The organism is Oceanobacillus sp. M60 (genome assembly GCF_053839645.1).
On sequence record NZ_JBSSNH010000001.1, the window covers coordinates 159,814 to 177,370 of the forward strand.

13 protein-coding genes and 1 pseudogene are annotated in these 17,557 nt (G+C 40.6%); 9 read left to right on the plus strand and 5 right to left on the minus strand.

Going from position 1 to position 17,557, the window contains the following annotated elements; all coding sequences use genetic code 11:
- Position 1: 1 nt before the first annotated feature.
- A complete protein-coding gene (gene pepT, locus ACW0TQ_RS00850) occupies positions 2-1,237 on the plus strand; it encodes a peptidase T (protein WP_332093842.1) in 1,236 nt (411 codons plus the stop codon).
- A gap of 369 nt (positions 1,238-1,606) precedes the next feature.
- Positions 1,607-2,677: a D-alanyl-D-alanine carboxypeptidase family protein gene (locus ACW0TQ_RS00855; RefSeq protein WP_455725259.1), complete on the plus strand. Its 1,071-nt coding sequence runs from the start codon at positions 1,607-1,609 to the stop codon at positions 2,675-2,677.
- Between the two features lie 93 nt (positions 2,678-2,770).
- Here the strand turns inward: ACW0TQ_RS00855 and ACW0TQ_RS00860 are convergent, their stop codons facing one another.
- The gene (locus tag ACW0TQ_RS00860; protein ID WP_042532224.1) at positions 2,771-3,037 is read right to left on the minus strand and encodes a hypothetical protein; all 267 of its coding nucleotides are present in this window, start codon (positions 3,035-3,037) and stop codon (positions 2,771-2,773) included.
- A gap of 160 nt (positions 3,038-3,197) precedes the next feature.
- Between ACW0TQ_RS00860 and selD the strand changes: the two are divergent.
- A pseudogene (selD, locus tag ACW0TQ_RS00865) lies at positions 3,198-4,248 on the plus strand (selenide, water dikinase SelD).
- 23 nt (positions 4,249-4,271) lie between these two features.
- Entirely contained in the window at positions 4,272-5,324 is a 1,053-nt protein-coding gene (gene mnmH, locus ACW0TQ_RS00870; RefSeq protein ID WP_212928637.1) for a tRNA 2-selenouridine(34) synthase MnmH, read from the plus strand.
- Positions 5,325-5,396: 72 nt separating this feature from the next.
- On the opposite strand, the gene ACW0TQ_RS00875 is transcribed toward mnmH, so the two are convergent.
- Entirely contained in the window at positions 5,397-5,900 is a 504-nt protein-coding gene (locus ACW0TQ_RS00875; RefSeq protein WP_455725260.1) for an LURP-one-related/scramblase family protein, read from the minus strand.
- Between the two features lie 357 nt (positions 5,901-6,257).
- On the opposite strand from ACW0TQ_RS00875, the gene ACW0TQ_RS00880 reads away from it, so the two are divergent.
- From ACW0TQ_RS00880 to ACW0TQ_RS00890, 3 genes are read left to right on the plus strand one after another with little or no spacing between them, the layout of a single operon-like run.
- Complete coding sequence (locus ACW0TQ_RS00880) at positions 6,258-7,871, plus strand: spore germination protein (RefSeq protein WP_455725261.1); 1,614 nt, start codon at positions 6,258-6,260, stop codon at positions 7,869-7,871.
- Positions 7,861-9,087, plus strand: a complete 1,227-nt coding sequence (locus ACW0TQ_RS00885) for a Ger(x)C family spore germination protein (RefSeq protein ID WP_256705746.1) — start codon at positions 7,861-7,863, stop codon at positions 9,085-9,087. Before ACW0TQ_RS00880 ends, ACW0TQ_RS00885 begins: the two co-directional genes overlap by 11 nt.
- 18 nt (positions 9,088-9,105) lie before the next feature.
- Positions 9,106-10,194, plus strand: coding sequence for a GerAB/ArcD/ProY family transporter (locus ACW0TQ_RS00890; protein WP_042532215.1), 1,089 nt, complete (start codon positions 9,106-9,108; stop codon positions 10,192-10,194).
- 5 nt (positions 10,195-10,199) lie between these two features.
- Here ACW0TQ_RS00890 and ACW0TQ_RS00895 read toward each other — a convergent pair whose 3' ends face one another.
- From ACW0TQ_RS00895 to ACW0TQ_RS00905, 3 genes are all read right to left on the minus strand, one after another.
- Positions 10,200-10,517, minus strand: coding sequence for a hypothetical protein (locus ACW0TQ_RS00895; protein WP_042532213.1), 318 nt, complete (start codon positions 10,515-10,517; stop codon positions 10,200-10,202).
- 30 nt (positions 10,518-10,547) lie between these two features.
- On the minus strand, positions 10,548-12,008 hold the full coding sequence (locus ACW0TQ_RS00900; protein WP_368901133.1) for a CoA-acylating methylmalonate-semialdehyde dehydrogenase: 1,461 nt from the start codon (positions 12,006-12,008) through the stop codon (positions 10,548-10,550).
- Positions 12,009-12,125: 117 nt separating this feature from the next.
- Positions 12,126-13,484 carry an aspartate aminotransferase family protein gene (locus ACW0TQ_RS00905; RefSeq protein ID WP_042532210.1) on the minus strand — a complete coding sequence of 453 codons (1,359 nt, stop codon included), beginning with the start codon at positions 13,482-13,484 and terminating at the stop codon, positions 12,126-12,128.
- Between the two features lie 198 nt (positions 13,485-13,682).
- On the opposite strand from ACW0TQ_RS00905, the gene ACW0TQ_RS00910 reads away from it, so the two are divergent.
- Together ACW0TQ_RS00910 and ACW0TQ_RS00915 are read left to right on the plus strand one after the other, a co-directional pair.
- Positions 13,683-15,338 (plus strand): PucR family transcriptional regulator, encoded by a 1,656-nt coding sequence (locus tag ACW0TQ_RS00910; protein ID WP_042532209.1) that lies wholly within the window; start codon positions 13,683-13,685, stop codon positions 15,336-15,338.
- Between the two features lie 590 nt (positions 15,339-15,928).
- A complete protein-coding gene (locus ACW0TQ_RS00915; RefSeq protein WP_455725262.1) occupies positions 15,929-17,554 on the plus strand; it encodes a sodium/proline symporter in 1,626 nt (541 codons plus the stop codon).
- The last annotated feature ends 3 nt before the right edge of the window (positions 17,555-17,557 follow it).

The window sequence follows — 17,557 nt, forward strand, 5'->3', positions numbered from 1 at the left end:
GATGAAAGAACAATTAATCAAGCGTTTAGAAACCTATGCAAAAATAGATACCCAATCGGATATGCATTCTCAAGCCACCCCTTCCACTCCAGGTCAGTGGGATTTGATTAAGCTATTGGAGAATGAGCTGAAGGAAGTTGGACTGGAAGAAGTATCTTATGATGAAAATGGTTATTTAATGGCTACATTACCGGCGAATACGGATAAGGATATCCCGGCGATTGGCTTCTTGGCACATGTCGATACAGCAACAGACTTTACCGGCAAAGGGGTGGCTCCTAAGGTAATCGATTATAAGGGCGGGGATATTGTATTGAATGAAGATTTACAAGTCACCCTTTCTCCAAAAGACTTCCCTGAGCTTTCTAATTATGAGGGGCACCAGCTAATGGTGACTGACGGTACAACTTTACTTGGAGCGGATGATAAGGCAGGCATTGCTGAAATCATGACTGCCATGGAATACCTCATTCATCATCCGGAAATCGAGCATGGAAAAATCCGTATTGCTTTTACTCCTGATGAAGAAATTGGACGCGGGCCGCATAAATTTGATGTAGAACGCTTCGGCTGTGACTATGCGTACACCGTGGATGGCGGCCCTTTAGGTGAATTGCAGTATGAAAGCTTTAATGCCGCAGCTGCCAGAGTGACGTTTTACGGAAACAGTGTTCATCCGGGAACAGCGAAAAACAAAATGGTGAATGCAGGAAAGATGGCTGCGCAATTTATTAATAAATTTCCTTATAAAGAATCTCCCGAGCATACAGAAGGATACGAAGGCTTCTATCATCTTATTTCTGTAGAAGGCGATGTAGAAAAATCAACAGTCTATTACATTGTCCGCGACCATGACCGGGAAAAATTTGAAACACGCAAAGACACCCTTAAAAAGTACGTAGAAGAAATCAGGAACGCATATGGAGAGAATGCTGTAGAGTTAGAAATGAATGATCAATATTATAATATGCGTGAAAAAATTGAACCGGTAAAACATATTGTAGATATTGCTGATCAGGCAATGAACAATCTTGATATTAAACCGGTTATTCATCCAGTCCGCGGCGGTACAGACGGTTCACAAATTTCATTTATGGGATTACCGACACCGAACCTGTTCACTGGCGGCGAAAATTTCCATGGCAAGTTTGAGTATATTTCTATCGATAATATGGAAAAAGCAGCAAAAACGATTGTTGAAATCAGCCGTTTGTTTGCAGAAAAAAAAGCAGAATAAGTTGAAAAACAAGAGCCAATTTCACTGGTTCTTGTTTTTTTATTGTTCTTTTTCCTGAAATTATTTCTTCACTTTCCTTTCTTTTTCACTTCCATACATCATATAATATATATTGAAATGCAGCCTACGTTCACTGTTTAATAAGCAGAATTTATACTGCATCATTTCAAGGATTATGGGAATCAGCCTGCTGATTGTTTTCATCTTTTTTTCGAGTTTTCATATACCTCAAAACAGATTGGAAAACCATTCTCGTTACTGATTACCTGCAATTAATTTTTATAAAATAACTCTGCACTCCAAACTTATTTAACAGATCATAGTGTTTGGGGTTCATTCATTCTATTAAAAGCAAGGAGTTAACATGACATGCGAGGAGTTAGTTGGATTATCCTTTCGGCAATTTGCTTTGTACTGATTGGCTGCGGACCACATGAGCCATCCCCATCACAGGAAGATGCTCCGGCATCGGAACAATCAGCACCTGAAGAGCAAAAAGATACAGATGATAAGCAAGCGGAAGGACAACAGACGGAAGAGCCAGAACAAGAAGAAACAGAGCCGCCTGATGCGGTGCTGCAGAAATTTGATACAGATGATGCTGTATTACAATTAAAGCAAGCACTAAATGCCATCGGTTATGATTTAGAAGCAACAGATGAATTTGATGAAGAGCTTACTTGGGCTATAACAGATTTTCAATTGCAAACAGATGACACAGCTATTTCAGGTGTCTATGATAAAGCAACAAGAGAAGAGTTACTGCTTTATTATGAAAACGAAAAAAGTATTGAACCGGGAGAGGGCTTAGCTCCTCCCCCTGAAGAACCTGAAGTGACAGAAGCTGAAACAGAAGTTGTCGGTAATCCATACGATGAATTATCACTGGTGAATAAAAGCTTTGCACTTCCGGATGATTATATCCCTGAAGACTTGATTGTACCAGATGTGCCCTTTCCTTTCACAGAGGACTTACCTAAAAAATATCTGCGCGAGAACGCGGCACATGCCTTAGAAGAATTATTTGAAGGTGCTGAAGAAGCAGGATTAGAAATGTTTGCCCAATCCGGCTACCGTTCTTATGACCGGCAGGACGATATCTTTGCAGCGAATGCGGCACAGAATGGTGAGGATTATGCAAACACCTACAGTGCACGTCCCGGAGAAAGTGAGCATCAAACTGGACTGGCGATGGATGTTACCAGTGCAGAAGTCAATTTAGAGTTAGTAGAAGCATTTGGTGAGACAGAGGAAGGACAGTGGCTTGCTGAAAATGCTCCGGAATATGGCTTTATTATCCGTTTCCCTAAGGGGAAAGAAGATATTACCGGATACCAATACGAGCCTTGGCATCTTCGCTATGTCGGTGAAAAAACAGCGAAGTATATAACTGAACAAGGGATTACACTGGAAGAGTACTATGAAGAACAAGCTGAATAAAGTAATGAAGAAAACACCTTGAGAAGCAGATTTTCAAGGTGTTTTCTTTATCGAATAAAATGAATCGATACGTCATAATCACATTATTTATTTTTAAAATAGGAAGATAATCAATACAAAAAGAGAAGGAATAAGCAGCATTTCAATAATCAAAGGAATCCGCATTTTTCCGGCAGTTTTATATATCGTAATTAAATGCGCCAAAGACAAAATAGAAAAAACGGCCGCAAACAGATAGACAGAACCGATTGCAATATTCGTAGACAGAATAAGTATAGCTAATAAAAACAATACTAGTACTTTAAGCACACTGAATAAGATATCTGCCTTAAACCATGCAGGTATCTTTTTATTTTCCATTACATCGTCCCCCATTCCATATACATGTTATCGTATCATATTGGCGCACAGGATGGTAAGAATGAAAGTAACTGTTCACTTCTAAATTCCACCAAACATTCCTTTTCCTACTGATATGTTAAAATAGATATGGAAAATTAAATATAGAAGGGTTGATTATATGAATAATAATGAGTCTATAAAACTAACCGCTTTATCTTCTAGGCGGATGCGGATGTAAAATCGGACCGGCTGATTTACGGCAGGTTTTACAAACCCTCTCCCCTGCGACGGATAATCCTAATCTATTAGTCGGCTTGGATACCAGCGATGATGCAGGAGTTTACAAATTAAATGACGACACAGCCATTGTTCAGACACTCGACTTCTTCACTCCCATTGTAGACGACCCCTATTCTTTCGGGCAAATTGCCGCTGCAAATGCGCTCAGCGATGTCTACGCAATGGGCGGAAAGCCGATTACAGCATTGAATATTGTTGCTTTCCCAATTGCTGATCTAGATAAACAGATTCTTTCCCGTATCTTAGAAGGCGCAGACAGCAAGCTGAGAGAAGCTGGCGTGGCCTTAGCCGGCGGACATTCCATCGACGATAAAGAACCAAAATTCGGATTGGCTGTTACTGGAACAATTCATCCTGATAAAATCCGCACAAATAGTGGCGCAAAACCCGATGATGTGCTTATTTTAACCAAACCAATTGGTGTAGGGATTTTGACGACTTCTATCAAAAGAGGCTTGTTACAGGAAGCAGAAATAGACCGGGTAACTAACGTCATGGCAGCATTGAATAAAACGGCTGCGGAAACAATGGATAACTATGAAATACATGCTTGTACCGACGTTACCGGATTTGGCTTGCTTGGACATGCTTCGGAAATGGCAAAAGGAAGCAACGTCGAAATCCAGATTTCAAATCAGCACGTACCTGTTTTGCCAAGAGTAAAAGAACTTGCGGAGAACGGCGCAGTGCCAGGCGGTACGAAGAATAACTTTAACTATTTAAAAGAGGATGTTACCTTTACGGAATCACTGGATCAGATTGACCAGTGGATACTATGTGATGCGGTTACCTCCGGAGGCTTACTTGCTGCTGTAAAAGAAGCAGACGCAGAAAAATTACTTTCGGATCTGCAGGATAAAAATATCGAGGCAGCAATAATTGGCCGCGTCACTGATAAGAAAAATGGACATATCACGGTTGAAGAATAATTCGTTTATTAGGAAGTGAAAAAATGTTTCAGGATATAGAGTTACTTGATTTATTAAAAAAACAAAAAGAAGAGACTATTTGCTTAGTTGATGTGCGCTCTCCACAGGAATTTGCTGCATTTCGTATTCCAGGAAGCATCAATATTCCTGTTTTTGATAATGAAGAGCGCGTTGAAGTAGGCACGGTTTATAAACAAGTCGGCCCTGAAGCAGCAAAGGAAAAAGGGCTAGAAATCTTCTCTATCAAGCTGCCGGAATTTATTGCCCAGTTTCAATCTCTTGGGAAAGAAAAGATTGTTTATTGCTGGCGCGGCGGCATGCGCAGTAAAACCGCTGCCACCGTTGTCGATTTAATGGGTCAACAGGTTTCCAGATTGAATGGCGGCATTCGCTCTTACAGACAATGGGTGGTAAACAAGTTAGAGCAGCAGCCGTTTTCTCCCAATATGTACGTGCTGAATGGTTATACCGGATCCGGAAAAACTATTTTGCTGCACAGGTTAAAGCAGCATGGCTATCCTGTGCTTGATTTAGAAGAAATGGCAAACCACCGAGGGTCTATCTTTGGCCAAATTGGACTGGAACCGAATAATCAAAAAACATTCGAGTCTTTATTAGTCCAAGAAATGGAACGCTATGACCAAGCGCCTTTTGTTCTATTGGAAGGAGAAAGCAAACGTATCGGCAAGGCGACACTGCCTTTGTCTTTACATGAAACAAAAGAAGCCAGTATGCAGCTGTTTATCCATTTGCCTTTAGAGAAACGAATTGAAAATATATTACGTGAATACAATCCTGAAGAGCATCAAGCGCAAATAATCGAAGCCTTCGGGCGAATACGGAAGCATATTCACACCCCTGTAGCGAAACAAATAGCGGAGGACTTGGAGCAGGGTAATTTCCCATCCGCTGTAGCGCTCCTGCTGGAATATTATTACGATCCCAGATATGAGCATACGCTCCACCACTATCCAGAAGACAAACAAATGCATATCTATGCCGATGATTTAGACGAGGCTTTCAATGCAGTTGTTAACTTAATCAAACAGAAAGAAAAGATAAATATCAAGCTGTAAGCAGTATTTGAATAAACTCTCCTCTGATTAATCGAGGGGAGTTTATTTATGCATTGAGCAAAATTTGAAACTTCAGTTCGTGAACGACGAAGCAGAAGCAGCTCCTTTTTCGTCAGCCTTCACACAATCAATGGCGACAACCAGTGCAATCATGCTGGTTTCCATCTCTTCCTTAACAACTTGCACCTTATAGCTGTCTCCCCAACTAAACCACTCTTTGCTCACTTCCCCGATGATTTCACCGTGCTGATATACCTGAAAGTTCATGTCCCACCAATTCCCGCGCACTTCAATCCCTGCCGCATCAATGGTATAACGCGCTTTGAAAAAGGAAAGCCCCTTCTTGATTGCTAACACTTCCTTTCCATTTACCTCCACAAAAAAATTCGGTAAAAAGCTGAGCGTTTTTTTCGTTATAAGCGCTACTTCCTCTCCAGTATCATTCTTAATGGAGAAAGTTTTGGGAATTTTCATAAAACTCCCTTCTACGTAATAAACATCTTTTTCATCCTGATTCTTTACGCTAAACTTTTCATTTAAACTAAATACTTTTTGCTTTATATAGAGTTGTTTCATCCTCATGTCTCCTTTATTATTCCGATTATATCTGAATTTTGCTATGGAACTTCAATTTCTTTTTTCACGCAGTTTAGAAATACATTTATTATGTATTACTTAAATTAAGCTGATAAAGTTTCATTCTATCTTCTTTTTATCAACTATCACCGAAGTATAATTTATAAAATGAAACTTCACTCAGTGGGAGTTGTCGGACGGTTCTCCGTGATAAAGCTTTTAGACAAGACTTTAAAGAACATTGCTTCCTCATTTCCAAACAACATCTCTCACTTAAATATCAGAGTCTATTTCATGCATAAAAAGTAATTATCTGAACAAATTAGGGATAATCCCAACAACGAGGTGTTCTGTGCTATGTCCTATCGTAAATTACAAAAAAAGATGCATTATAAAGAGCAAATTCCAGATTCAGCAAGCGATACCCAAAAAAGCATAGACACTTCGATTACTGAAAACCTGAACTTCATCAAACAAAAAACAGGCAACAGCCCTGATATCATTATCCGCACGCTTGCTATTAGTCACGATCCTAAGGTATCTGCTGCAATCATTCACGTGGACGGGCTGGTGGACAATCCTACGATAAATGAGTTTTTGGTGCAGACAATGGAAGATAGCGTGCAGGAAAAATTACAGGACGAAGATCTTTTTACCGTTTTCACCGAAAAAGTAGTTGCGGTTGGCAGTTTAGAAACGGTTAGCGATTGGGATACCTTATTTCAATCGCTGCTATCTGGTGACACAGTAATTCTCCTGGATGGAAAAAACGAAGCGCTGATTGCCAGTACCAGAGGCGGAGAAAGGCGTCCCGTTGAACAGTCTGATTCCGAAATAACGTTACGCGGATCCAAAGAGGGATTCACCGAATCCATTAACACGAATACTGCACTCGTGCGTCGTATCATCAAAAACCCGAATGTATGGGTCGAATCCATGAATCTCGGAAAGCAGACGAATACAGACCTGTCGATTATGTATATCAACGGGATAGTTGATGAAGACATAGTGAAAGAGGTCCGCCAACGCTTGGGACGGGTCGATCTCGATGCCATCCTTGATTCAGGCTATATTGAACAGGTGATTGAAGATGAAAGTTCAGGGCTGTTCCCAACAGTTACTCATACGGAAAGGCCGGATGCGGTTGCCGGAAACCTTTTGGAGGGCAGGGTGGCTATTTTTGTCAACGGAACCCCCCATGTGTTGATTGTTCCTGCTATTATGATTCAATTTTTTCAAACACCGGAAGACTATTACGTGCGCTTCCCAATTAGTACTTTGATTCGGATGCTGCGCGTTTTCATGTTTTTGATTTCATTAATAGGCCCTGCTTTTTATGTAGCAGTTACCACCTTTCATCAGGAAATGATTCCAACAGACCTGCTCGTTATTATTGCCTCACAGACGGAATCCGTACCTTTTCCTGCGATTGTTGAAGCGCTGATAATGGAAGTCACTTTTGAGATTCTTCGGGAAGCCGGCTTAAGGATGCCGAACAAAATCAGTGCGACCATCTCGATTGTCGGAGCACTTGTTATCGGGCAAGGGGTCATTCAGGCCGGAATCGTCTCTCCCGCAATGGTCATTGTCGTGGCAACTACAGCCATTGCCAGTTTAGCTACTCCAAATTATGACATCGCTATTTCAGCCCGTTTACTCCGCTTTGCATTTATGCTGGGTGCAGCGATTGCCGGGTTTTATGGAATCATCCTTGGATTGATTATGCTGATTGTTCATCTCGTCAGCTTGCGTTCATTCGGGATCCCCTATATGGCACCATTTGCACCATTGATACCGAAAAGCTTGAAGGATTCCATTATGCGCGGTCCGATATGGTCATTCAACGAAAGACCGAAGTCCTTAAATCCTCAAAATCGAGTTCGCCAGGGTACGGATCAAAAACCTCTGCCTCCGATAAAACGGGGAATGATGAGAGCGGAGACGAAAGAAGGAGATAAAAATGAGTCGTAAATGGATAATTCCTTTTTTCATGGCAGCCTGCCTCCCTTTCCTTTCTGGATGTTGGAGCAGTATCGAATTAAAAGAATTAGCGATTGTCTCGGCTTATGCGCTTGATAAAAAGGAAGATGGCACATATGTTGGCACATTTCAACTAATCAATCCAATGAACGTGCCCGGGGCGCTTCAAGGAGGAGCATCCGGGCAAAATCCAAGTATTGCCACCTATACAGCAACAGGAGACAATCCGCTGGAGGTAGCTGATCGGGCATCCACCATTGTTTCAAGAGACCTCTATTTTGCACATACCAGTCTGCTGGTCATCAGCGAAGAGCTTGCCAGAGAAGAAGGGCTTTCCTCTATTTTAGATGCGATGGAGCGGGGTATTGAGTTTCGGACAACGACGAAGATAGTGATTAGCCGGGATGTGAAGGCGGGTGAGTTCGTTCAAGTTTTAACGGCGATTGATCAGGTCCCTGCTGAAAAAGCAATTAAGTCCTTAGAATTCACTGAAGAACTGTATGGAGAAAATATAGCCACCAATCTCCAGAAATTCATCAATGCAGCTGTTTCGACAGGAAAAGAGCCTTTGGTCAGCGGTTTCTCTGTGGAGGGTGATATTGAAAAAGCGAAAACGATGGAACAACTGCAATCATCAGATGGATCAGCAACCATTAAAGTAAATGGCATGGGCGTTTTCAAAGAAGGCAAACTGGTTAATTGGATTGATGGCGAAAAGAGTGAAGGAACACTTTGGGTATTAGATCAAATTCGGCAGGCACCTGTAAACATTGATTGGGAGAATCATGAAGATGCCATCTCCTACAAGGTAGTACGCCAAAAAACAAATGTAGCGACAAAAATAAAGGATGGGAAACCGGCGATTTCCGTCCATATCCGTGCTGAAGGAGACCTCCGAGTGATAGAGGTGCCAGTCGATATAACTAACCCGCATGTATTATTCCGGATTGAGGGAGCATTGCAGCAGAAAATTCAGGCAGAGGCCAAAGCTGCAATTGAGGAAGCACAGAAAACCAAAACGGATATCTTCGGCTTTGGTGAAAAGCTGCATCATTCCGAACCCAAGGTGTGGCAACAGTTTGAAAAAGAGTGGCAAGATGTGTATTTTCCTGCATTGGACGTCGATGTGACAGTGGAAGCCTTTATTCGCCGTACTGGGATGCGAAACAATCCGTATCTTTTTGATTTGAATAAGAAAAGCGAATAAAAAGGAGGGAATTCGTTTATGGAAAAGGCAAAAATCAGCACAAGCCAATTGTTTATCGTTATGATTTTATTTCAGCTAAGCAATTCGCTGCTGATTCCACTTGCGATGAGAGCAGGCCGAGACAGCTGGTTAGCGATTCTTATCGCGACGGCGATAAGTATCTTCTTATTTTTTATCTATCGGGCGCTTTATCTGTATTATCCTTCACTCTTGCTGACGGACTATACAGAAAAGCTGATTGGCAAGGTTTTAGGACGAACATTGGCATTCCTGTATATCCTCTTCTTTTTATATTCGGCTGCGAGAGTATTACGGGAATTTGGTGTCATGCTGCTTTCTTTTGCCTTTCCAGAAACTCCTCTATTCGTTGCGAGTGCTCTGATGATTCTGGTGGTTATTTACACGATATATAAAGGAATCGAGGTCGTTGCCAGAACAGGAGAACTGCTTTTTGTCGTCATGCTTATGCTGGCATTCTTTCTATTTCTTCTTATTGCTATATCCGGCTTAATCGATATCTCCAATTTAAGACCGACTTTGGAGGATTCGCCAAAAATTTTAAAAACGGTCTTTACAGAAACGCTATATGTTCCCTTTGGTGAAATCATCGTATTTACAATGATTTTCCCATACTTAAATCAAGCAAAGAAGTTAAAAAAAACGGCTGTGGCGGCAATCAGCATAACTGGTGTCGCTCTCGCGTTCACCACCATTTTAAATATCAGCGTTCTTGGCGTCCCGCTTATTGAGCGTTCTCTTTTCCCTTTATTAACAACTATTCAGTCGATTGAAGTTGGAGAATTTTTAGAACGTCTGGACGTTATCTTTATTCTAGCTCTGATTATTGGAGGTTTTTTCAAAGTAGCGGTATATACATACTGTGCCCTTATAGGAACAGCAAGTTTATTTAATATCAAAGAACCCTCGAAGCTGGCTTATCCGCTTGGAATAACTGTTTTATTTACATCCATGGTTATTGCGAGCAATTATTCGCAGCATATTGAAGAAGGGCTAAATGCATTTCCAATCTATGTTCAGCTTCCTTTTCAAATTATTCTTCCTGTTTTCTTGCTTTTTATTGCCTTTATCAAGAACAGGAAAAAGTAAGCAAATTAGCAAATATGAATAGCTATCCAAATACGGATAGAAAAATGTTTAAAGGCTGATTGGAGAGTGATAGAAGTGAAAATCCTAGGTATTTCTCTGACTATGTTCATCCTATTAGCGGGTATTTCTTTTGGTATTGACTTTATAAAAGGATATAAAATACCCGCTATCAAATCGCTGAATCCTTTGTATGTGATGGAAATTCCTGAATTGGCAATCATGTATCTCCTTCTTCTTTTCTTATTTGTCGATCCTGTATTATCTTTTTTGCAAAAAAAACGCAACCGGAAGTAATGAAAAAGGAGCTTACCAATAGCCATCATGATAAGCTCCTCCATATACTATAGAGAATGTCAAATCCACTTCGTCGTAATCACTTTTTTCCTCGTATAAAATTGCAGCCCATCTTTTCCATTCGCATGCAAATCTCCGTAGAAAGAGTCTTTCCAGCCAGAGAATGGGAAAAATGCCATTGGGGCAGGCACACCGATATTGACGCCAAGCATTCCAGCATCAATTGTTTCACGGAACTGCCGAACCTTTCCGCCGTCTCTTGTAAAAATACAAGCGCCATTCGCAAAGCGTGATTGATTCGTTAAAGCTATCGCATCATCCAGATCTTTTACACGAGCAATTGATAATACGGGTGCAAAGATCTCTTCTTTCCAAATATTCATTTCCGATGTGACATAATCAAAAATGGTTGGGCCTACAAAATAGCCTTTTTGTTTTACAGCTTCGTCTTTTCTGCCGTCACGAATCAGCTTTGCTCCTTCCTTTTCTCCCGTTTCAATATAATTTAATGTCCGCTCTTTATGCTGTTCGCGAATGACTGGACCCAGGAAAACCCCTTCGTCCAGGCCATTGCCAATTCTAATTTCATTGGCTTTTTGAGTGAGACGTGCGATAAACGTATCTGCAACAGATTCCTCAACAGCTACCACAGATGCGGCCATACACCGTTCCCCTGCAGAACCAAATGCTGCATTCATGATTTGGGTCGATGCATTTTCTAAATTCGCATCACGTAATACAATGGAATGGTTTTTTGCACCAGCAAGTGCTTGCACACGCTTCAGATTATCCGTTCCGCGCTTGTAGACATATTCTGCTACAGGCTGGGATCCAACAAAAGAAATCGCTGCTACCTGTTTGTGATCTAATAAACCGTTTACTACATCATGAGCACCATGAACGATGTTAAATACGCCAGCAGGCAACCCCGCTTCTTCCAGTAATTCTGCTAACCGATTCGCTAAAAGTGGTGTACGCTCTGACGGCTTCATGACAAACGTATTTCCAGTTGCAATGGCCATTGGGAACATCCAGCACGGCACCATCATTGGAAAATTAAAAGGAGTGATTCCAGCAATAACACCAATTGGATAACGATACACACCAGATTCCAAGTCGGTGGCAATCGATGGAAGCTGCTCTCCCATCATGAGGGAAGGAGCTCCGGCAGCGAATTCTACGTTTTCAATCCCTCGCTGCACTTCCCCATACGCTTCCGTATAGCTTTTTCCATTTTCAATGGTAATTAATTTTGCCAGCTCCTCCCAATTGGCAACGAGTAATTGCTGATATTTAAATAGGATTCTTGACCGTTTAGGTACAGCCACGTCCTTCCATGTTTCAAAAGCTTTGTGAGCAGCCTGGATTGCATGTTCCACATCCTCTTGCGTCGAGATAGGTACATTTGCTATTGTCTCTCCAGTTGCCGGATTATAGACAGGTGCCGTTTTATCTGTCTTTGCTTCCATCCACCTTCCTCCAACATAGTTTTTTAATTCGTTTACTTTTGTTTGAGTCACCTGAAACCCTCCCGATATTTTAATCAATATTCTCCATTAGAAGATGTTCATCCCGGAATAGCAGGATATATATGCTTATTCTTAGGTAATAAGCTTTCGTTCCTTATTTAAAAAACATTAATTTACTTTTTCATGAAATACTTTTTTCAAGACGTTAATCATAAAATCAAAATCATCATCCGTACTGGACAATGGCGGGCTGAGTGTCAAAATATTATTATGCCCGGCGACGGTATCACCGTTTTTCCCAATGATTAATCCATTTGCCTTGCAAGCAGCAATCAATCCTCCTACACATTCTGGGGAGGCAGGCTTTTTGGTAAGCTTATCTTCAACGATTTCTATGCCGATAATCAAGCCTAAACCGCGGATATCACCTACAAAGTCAAGATTTCGAAGATCATCCAGACCGTTTAAAAGACGATTCCCTGCTTCCGCTGAACGGTTAAATAAATTTTCTTTTTCCATAATTTCAATGTTTTTTAATGCCAAAGCACATGCAGCGGGATTACCGCCAAATGTATTTACATGACGAAAATGACTATTTTCTTTACCATCCTTAAATTTTTCATAGATGTCTTTTCGAACAGCTGTAATCGATAATGGAAGATAAGCACTCGTAAGCCCTTTTGCCATGGTAACCATATCCGGTTTTATATTAAAATGCTGATGTCCAAAAGCTTTTCCTGTACGGCCAAAGCCGCAGATAACCTCATCGATAATAAGCAGGACGCCGTGACGGTTACAAACCTCTTGTACCTTTTCTACATAAACAGGATCTGGAACCAGTACACCGCCTCCTGTAATCAGCGGTTCCATAATAACTGCTGCAATTGTCTCCTTCTGCTCCCAAATAATCGTTTCTTCTAATTCTCTCGCTCGCGCTATATTATAATCCTCTATAGACATGCCTTCTGGTTTACGATAATTATCAGGTGGAGCAACATGTAAAAATCCGGAAGTAAGCGGCTCGTATTTATATTTTCTCAATGCTTGACCTGTTGCTGACAACGCTCCAGCCGAGCTGCCATGATAGGCACGATAGCGTGAAATCACTTTATAGCGGGTGCCCTCTCCCTTTTGCTGGTGATATTGACGAGCCATTTTGAAAGCTACTTCATTCGCATCGGAACCACTATTGGAATAAAAAATCACATAGTCCCCGCCAAGCATTTCGTTTACTTTTTCCGCCAGCTCAATGGCAGGACCATGGCTTTGTGTCATTGGCACATAAGCCATTTTCTTGATTTGTTCATACGCAGCTTGTGCTAACTCTTCCCGGCCATATCCTACATTGACACAAAAAAGCCCGGACATTCCGTCTAAATACTGTTTTCCTTGATGATCTGTAATCCAGGAGCCCTTCCCCTCTTCCACGACCATAGGCGGATTTTTTTCACTATACGGCGAAATATGATGCCAAACATTCTGACGATCTCTTTCCACTAAAGATTGTTTCTTCTGCACAGATTCCATCCCATCTTCTCCTTTCTGTACTTCAAATAATTAAAACAATCTGGTCAAACAGCATAGATTCATATCTGAAATTTTTGAACTTGACATAATATTAGGTATATTACATAGTTTATTCTATAACCAATTCATTTATTTTTCATTTTACAAAATGTCAATCATTTTACGTTCTGCTTTAACGAAATGAGGGGGCTCATATAAATGGAGAAATGGAGTATTCAAGTAAAGGACGTTCTTTCCAGGGATTTATTCCAACATGCCGTCGTAGTTGCCGGCAAAAACGGATTACACCGTGAAATTAAATGGACACATATACTGGAAAGCGGAGATATGGAATCTTTCATTAACGGAGGTGAATTAATCCTGACGACAGGCTCCGGGGTGAAATTTGACTCTCCAGAAGGCCTTTCCCACTTGGACAAATTGCTAAATAAGAATGTCGCAGGAATATGCATTGAACTAGGCACCCATGTTAAAGAAATCGCACCTGAAATTATTCAATACGGCAATGATCATGACTTACCTTTCATTATCTTCAACGAGATTGTTAAATTCGTAGACATCACCCAAGATCTTCACACCGTCATCATTAATCATCATCACCATATGCTGAGCCAACTCTATCATTTTTCAGAAAAATTTAATGAACTTTCCTTATTGCCAAATGGAACCTTAACTATTTTAAAAGAACTATATGCATATTTTAATGTACCGGTCTTATTTGTATCATTCGACTCAAAAGCTGATTACTATCCTCCAAAGATGAAAGAGCAAACACAGTTGATGAAAACGCGAATCAAACATGCCAAGATGCCAAGCCCCTATACAGGCTGTAAACTGGACAAGGATGATTACACCATTTTTCCTGTTAAAGGTCTCGGACATACCTGGGGATATTTATGTTTACAGATAGCCCCTGACACATTAGATAAATTCTCATTCTCTATCATTGATCGGGCAGCCCTGGCAATCGCACAAATTATGCTTCGGAATAAAACGATAGAAGAACGGAAACAAAATCAAGAAGAAGAGATTGTCAGAAGGATGTTAAAGGGAAAAGACATTGATGGCAGTGAAATCCAAAAAATATTGCCTTCTCCGGCAAAGAACTTATCTTATCGATTATTTTTGATTGACACGAACTCCTATAATATAACCAATAAAGAAGGCAATTGGGAGGAAGCCAAGCTGCAGCAAGCGATGATTATCCGCTCCCTGTTTCGAAAAAACGGGTTTATTCCTGCTGTAGCTGTCGGCCGGAATGAAACGGCTGTTATCGCTGCCTTCTATAAGCAGAAGAATGCCCCAAAAGATACGAATCGATTGACAGAAATTATTAATGAACTAAAGCATATGCAACAAAAAGAAAATTTTAATGGTAATCCATATACTTTTGGAATCAGTAATATTCATCTTGATTACGATACTTCTCCTACCAGTTATAAAGAAGCAAAAGATGTGATACTCATTCAAAACGCTAAATTAATCGAGACACATTTTTATGAAGAAATCGGTGTTTATCGCTTATTGATTGAAATGTATAACAGCAACAAGCTGGAAGTATACGTACAGGATTATTTAGGAGCAATTTTGCAATATGATAAAAAAATGAAAACAGATCTGCTTTCCACACTTTCTGTATACCTGAAATGTATGGGCTCCAAAAAAGAAACCGCTAACAAATTATATATTGTACGGCAAACCTTGTATCACCGTTTAGAAAAAATTGAAGAGTTACTGAGAACTAACCTTGCAGAGCCAATCAACCGGCAAGCAATCGAACTGGCATTAAGCGCTTATTATCTATTGAATTGGACATCGCTGGAGGAAGCATATCCCAATATAAAAGAACTTTGATAAAAGGAAACTTCATTAAATATGAGACGAAAAGAAATCCCAGCGGAATAATATTAAACTATCGAAGCGTTACCGGCTGCCCCGCTCCCGCTTAAAACTGACTTTTTCCTTCTCTTCATGCGGAAAGCTCACAGTCAGTTATATTGCATTAAATTGCTTTTAAGGGATTCCTATCTAATTCATAGACACTTTGTAAAATAAGGCTAGTACCCGTTTGACATTTTGCTGATTGTGGTAATTTAGCAGTTACTTTATAGTCAAATTAAATTACGTTAATTTTGAAAACAACAAACAATTTAAAAAGGGCGGTAACAAACTGATTATCTGTTCGAAATTAGAGGGTTATTCAATGATACACCTTAATTCGCAAATCATCTTTTTTTTACGTCTTGTTTTATGCTTACAAATCAGGAAAAGGGCGGTGAGTCTATGTTTAATTTGCCTCTAGAAACCGTATTATTAATGCTGCCATGGCCTTTCATATGGGTTACGCTGGCTCTGGTTATGTATTTTAAATTGCGGCGCGATGAAAAGCGCGAAAATCATAATGAATAAAGTATAAGACGTTAACAGAAGGGACTGGTTATGAAATGAATTTGGATATTATCATTTTTTTCACCTATCTGTTGGGAATGCTTGGGATTGGTTTATATTTTACCAGGAGTGCTTCTGCATCTGCTGATCATTATTTATTAGGCAACCGAAAAATCGGAGCTCCTGTCACTGCAATAAGTATGCAGAGCACATCTATGAGCGGTTTTATGTTTATGGGCGGACCTGCGCAAGCCTTTCAAGAGGGCTGGCATGCATTATGGTATGCCATTGGAGATGCCGGCGGATCTATTGTCAATTTATCTGTACTGGGGAAACGGATGAGACGATTATCTCAGCTTCTCGGAGCACTCTCACCAATCGAATACTTGGAGAAACGTTTTGAAAGCTTTGGAATACGCGTTTACGGCGCAATTATCGCAATCATATTTCTTTTCGCTTATGCATTCGCCCAGTTTATTGCTGCCGGTAAAGCATTATCGGCAATGTCAGGATTTCCGTATGAGTGGGCACTTATTCTTGGTGTAGGGGTTATTGTGATTTATACTGTGGCTGGCGGCTATCTTGCTGTGGCCGTTAGTGGTTTCATTCAGGGAATTATTATGCTGATTGGAGTCACGGCTATTGGTATTATGGTCTTGCCAAAGGTTGGCGGCCTGTCAGGCCTGAATGAACAATTGGCGGCGATTGACCCGACTTATTTAAGTATTTGGGGGAAAGACTTGATTTATTATGGCCAGTGGGGAGTGATTATAGGAGCTGTACTTATCTATGCCATTGGCTACATGGGGCTTCCACATGTCACGGTAAGACATATGTCGATGCAAAATGCAAATACAACAAAAAATGCAATTATTTGGTCTGCTGCCTTTAATCAGTTGTTCACATTTACACCGTATATTTTAGGTTTATCAGCTATTGTAATTATGCCTGTTGTATCGGATCCCGAAATGGTTATTCCAGAACTCGTATATATATTCTTCCCAGGGATATTGGCTGCTGTTTTACTTTCAGCCATCATGGCGGCAATTATGTCCACCTGTGATTCCCTGCTGATGCAAGCAGGTACGACACTTTCGCGTGATGTTTATCATCGTTTTATCAATAAAAAAGCCAGCCATAAACAGTTGCTTTTGGTATCCAGACTATGCATTTTATTTGGGGGCATTATCGGCATTATTGTTGCAACTTATGAACCTCCAACCGTATTTGCTCTTGTTGTGTTTGCCTTTGGTGTACTGGGAAATACATTCCTTGTTCCTTTTATCGCTTCCGTCTATGCAAGAAAAGCTAACAAAATAGGAATCCTTTGTGCCATGATCAGCGGCTCCATAATAAACATTGTTTGGGAGCTGTTCGCCTTACAAAATGCAAGCGGATTACATCCATTTTTAGCCGGCTTAATTGCTTCTCTCATTGCAATGTTTATTGGGAATCAATTTGGCACTCCTCCTTCCGATCCTATTCTGGAGGCATATGATTTAGCCAAGCAAAGTAAAGAGATTCCAAAAAATCTGGAAAAAGGGATTTTTGAAGACCTTGCACCGGAAGCACGTAATATTTCTAAATTTATCCAAAATCAGGATAATACAAATGCCGTTGAGAGAAAAAGGGATAAAGATATCGAAATAGAACCTGAAATCTGTTTAAGGTTAGAGGGGTAGATA

Excerpts from the sequence above, each read along its gene's own strand:
- ACW0TQ_RS00880 (WP_455725261.1), top strand. The coding sequence starts at position 6,258 with ATGTCCTATCGTAAATTACAAAAAAAGATGCATTATAAAGAGCAAATT.
- ACW0TQ_RS00855 (WP_455725259.1), top strand. The coding sequence starts at position 1,607 with ATGCGAGGAGTTAGTTGGATTATCCTTTCGGCAATTTGCTTTGTACTG.
- ACW0TQ_RS00890 (WP_042532215.1), top strand. The coding sequence starts at position 9,106 with ATGGAAAAGGCAAAAATCAGCACAAGCCAATTGTTTATCGTTATGATT.
- ACW0TQ_RS00860 (WP_042532224.1), bottom strand. The coding sequence starts at position 3,037 with ATGGAAAATAAAAAGATACCTGCATGGTTTAAGGCAGATATCTTATTC.
- ACW0TQ_RS00885 (WP_256705746.1), top strand. The coding sequence starts at position 7,861 with ATGAGTCGTAAATGGATAATTCCTTTTTTCATGGCAGCCTGCCTCCCT.
- mnmH (WP_212928637.1), top strand. The coding sequence starts at position 4,272 with ATGTTTCAGGATATAGAGTTACTTGATTTATTAAAAAAACAAAAAGAA.
- ACW0TQ_RS00875 (WP_455725260.1), bottom strand. The coding sequence starts at position 5,900 with ATGAAACAACTCTATATAAAGCAAAAAGTATTTAGTTTAAATGAAAAG.
- ACW0TQ_RS00915 (WP_455725262.1), top strand. The coding sequence starts at position 15,929 with ATGAATTTGGATATTATCATTTTTTTCACCTATCTGTTGGGAATGCTT.
- pepT (WP_332093842.1), top strand. The coding sequence starts at position 2 with ATGAAAGAACAATTAATCAAGCGTTTAGAAACCTATGCAAAAATAGAT.
- ACW0TQ_RS00910 (WP_042532209.1), top strand. The coding sequence starts at position 13,683 with ATGGAGAAATGGAGTATTCAAGTAAAGGACGTTCTTTCCAGGGATTTA.
- ACW0TQ_RS00905 (WP_042532210.1), bottom strand. The coding sequence starts at position 13,484 with ATGGAATCTGTGCAGAAGAAACAATCTTTAGTGGAAAGAGATCGTCAG.
- ACW0TQ_RS00895 (WP_042532213.1), bottom strand. The coding sequence starts at position 10,517 with ATGATGGCTATTGGTAAGCTCCTTTTTCATTACTTCCGGTTGCGTTTT.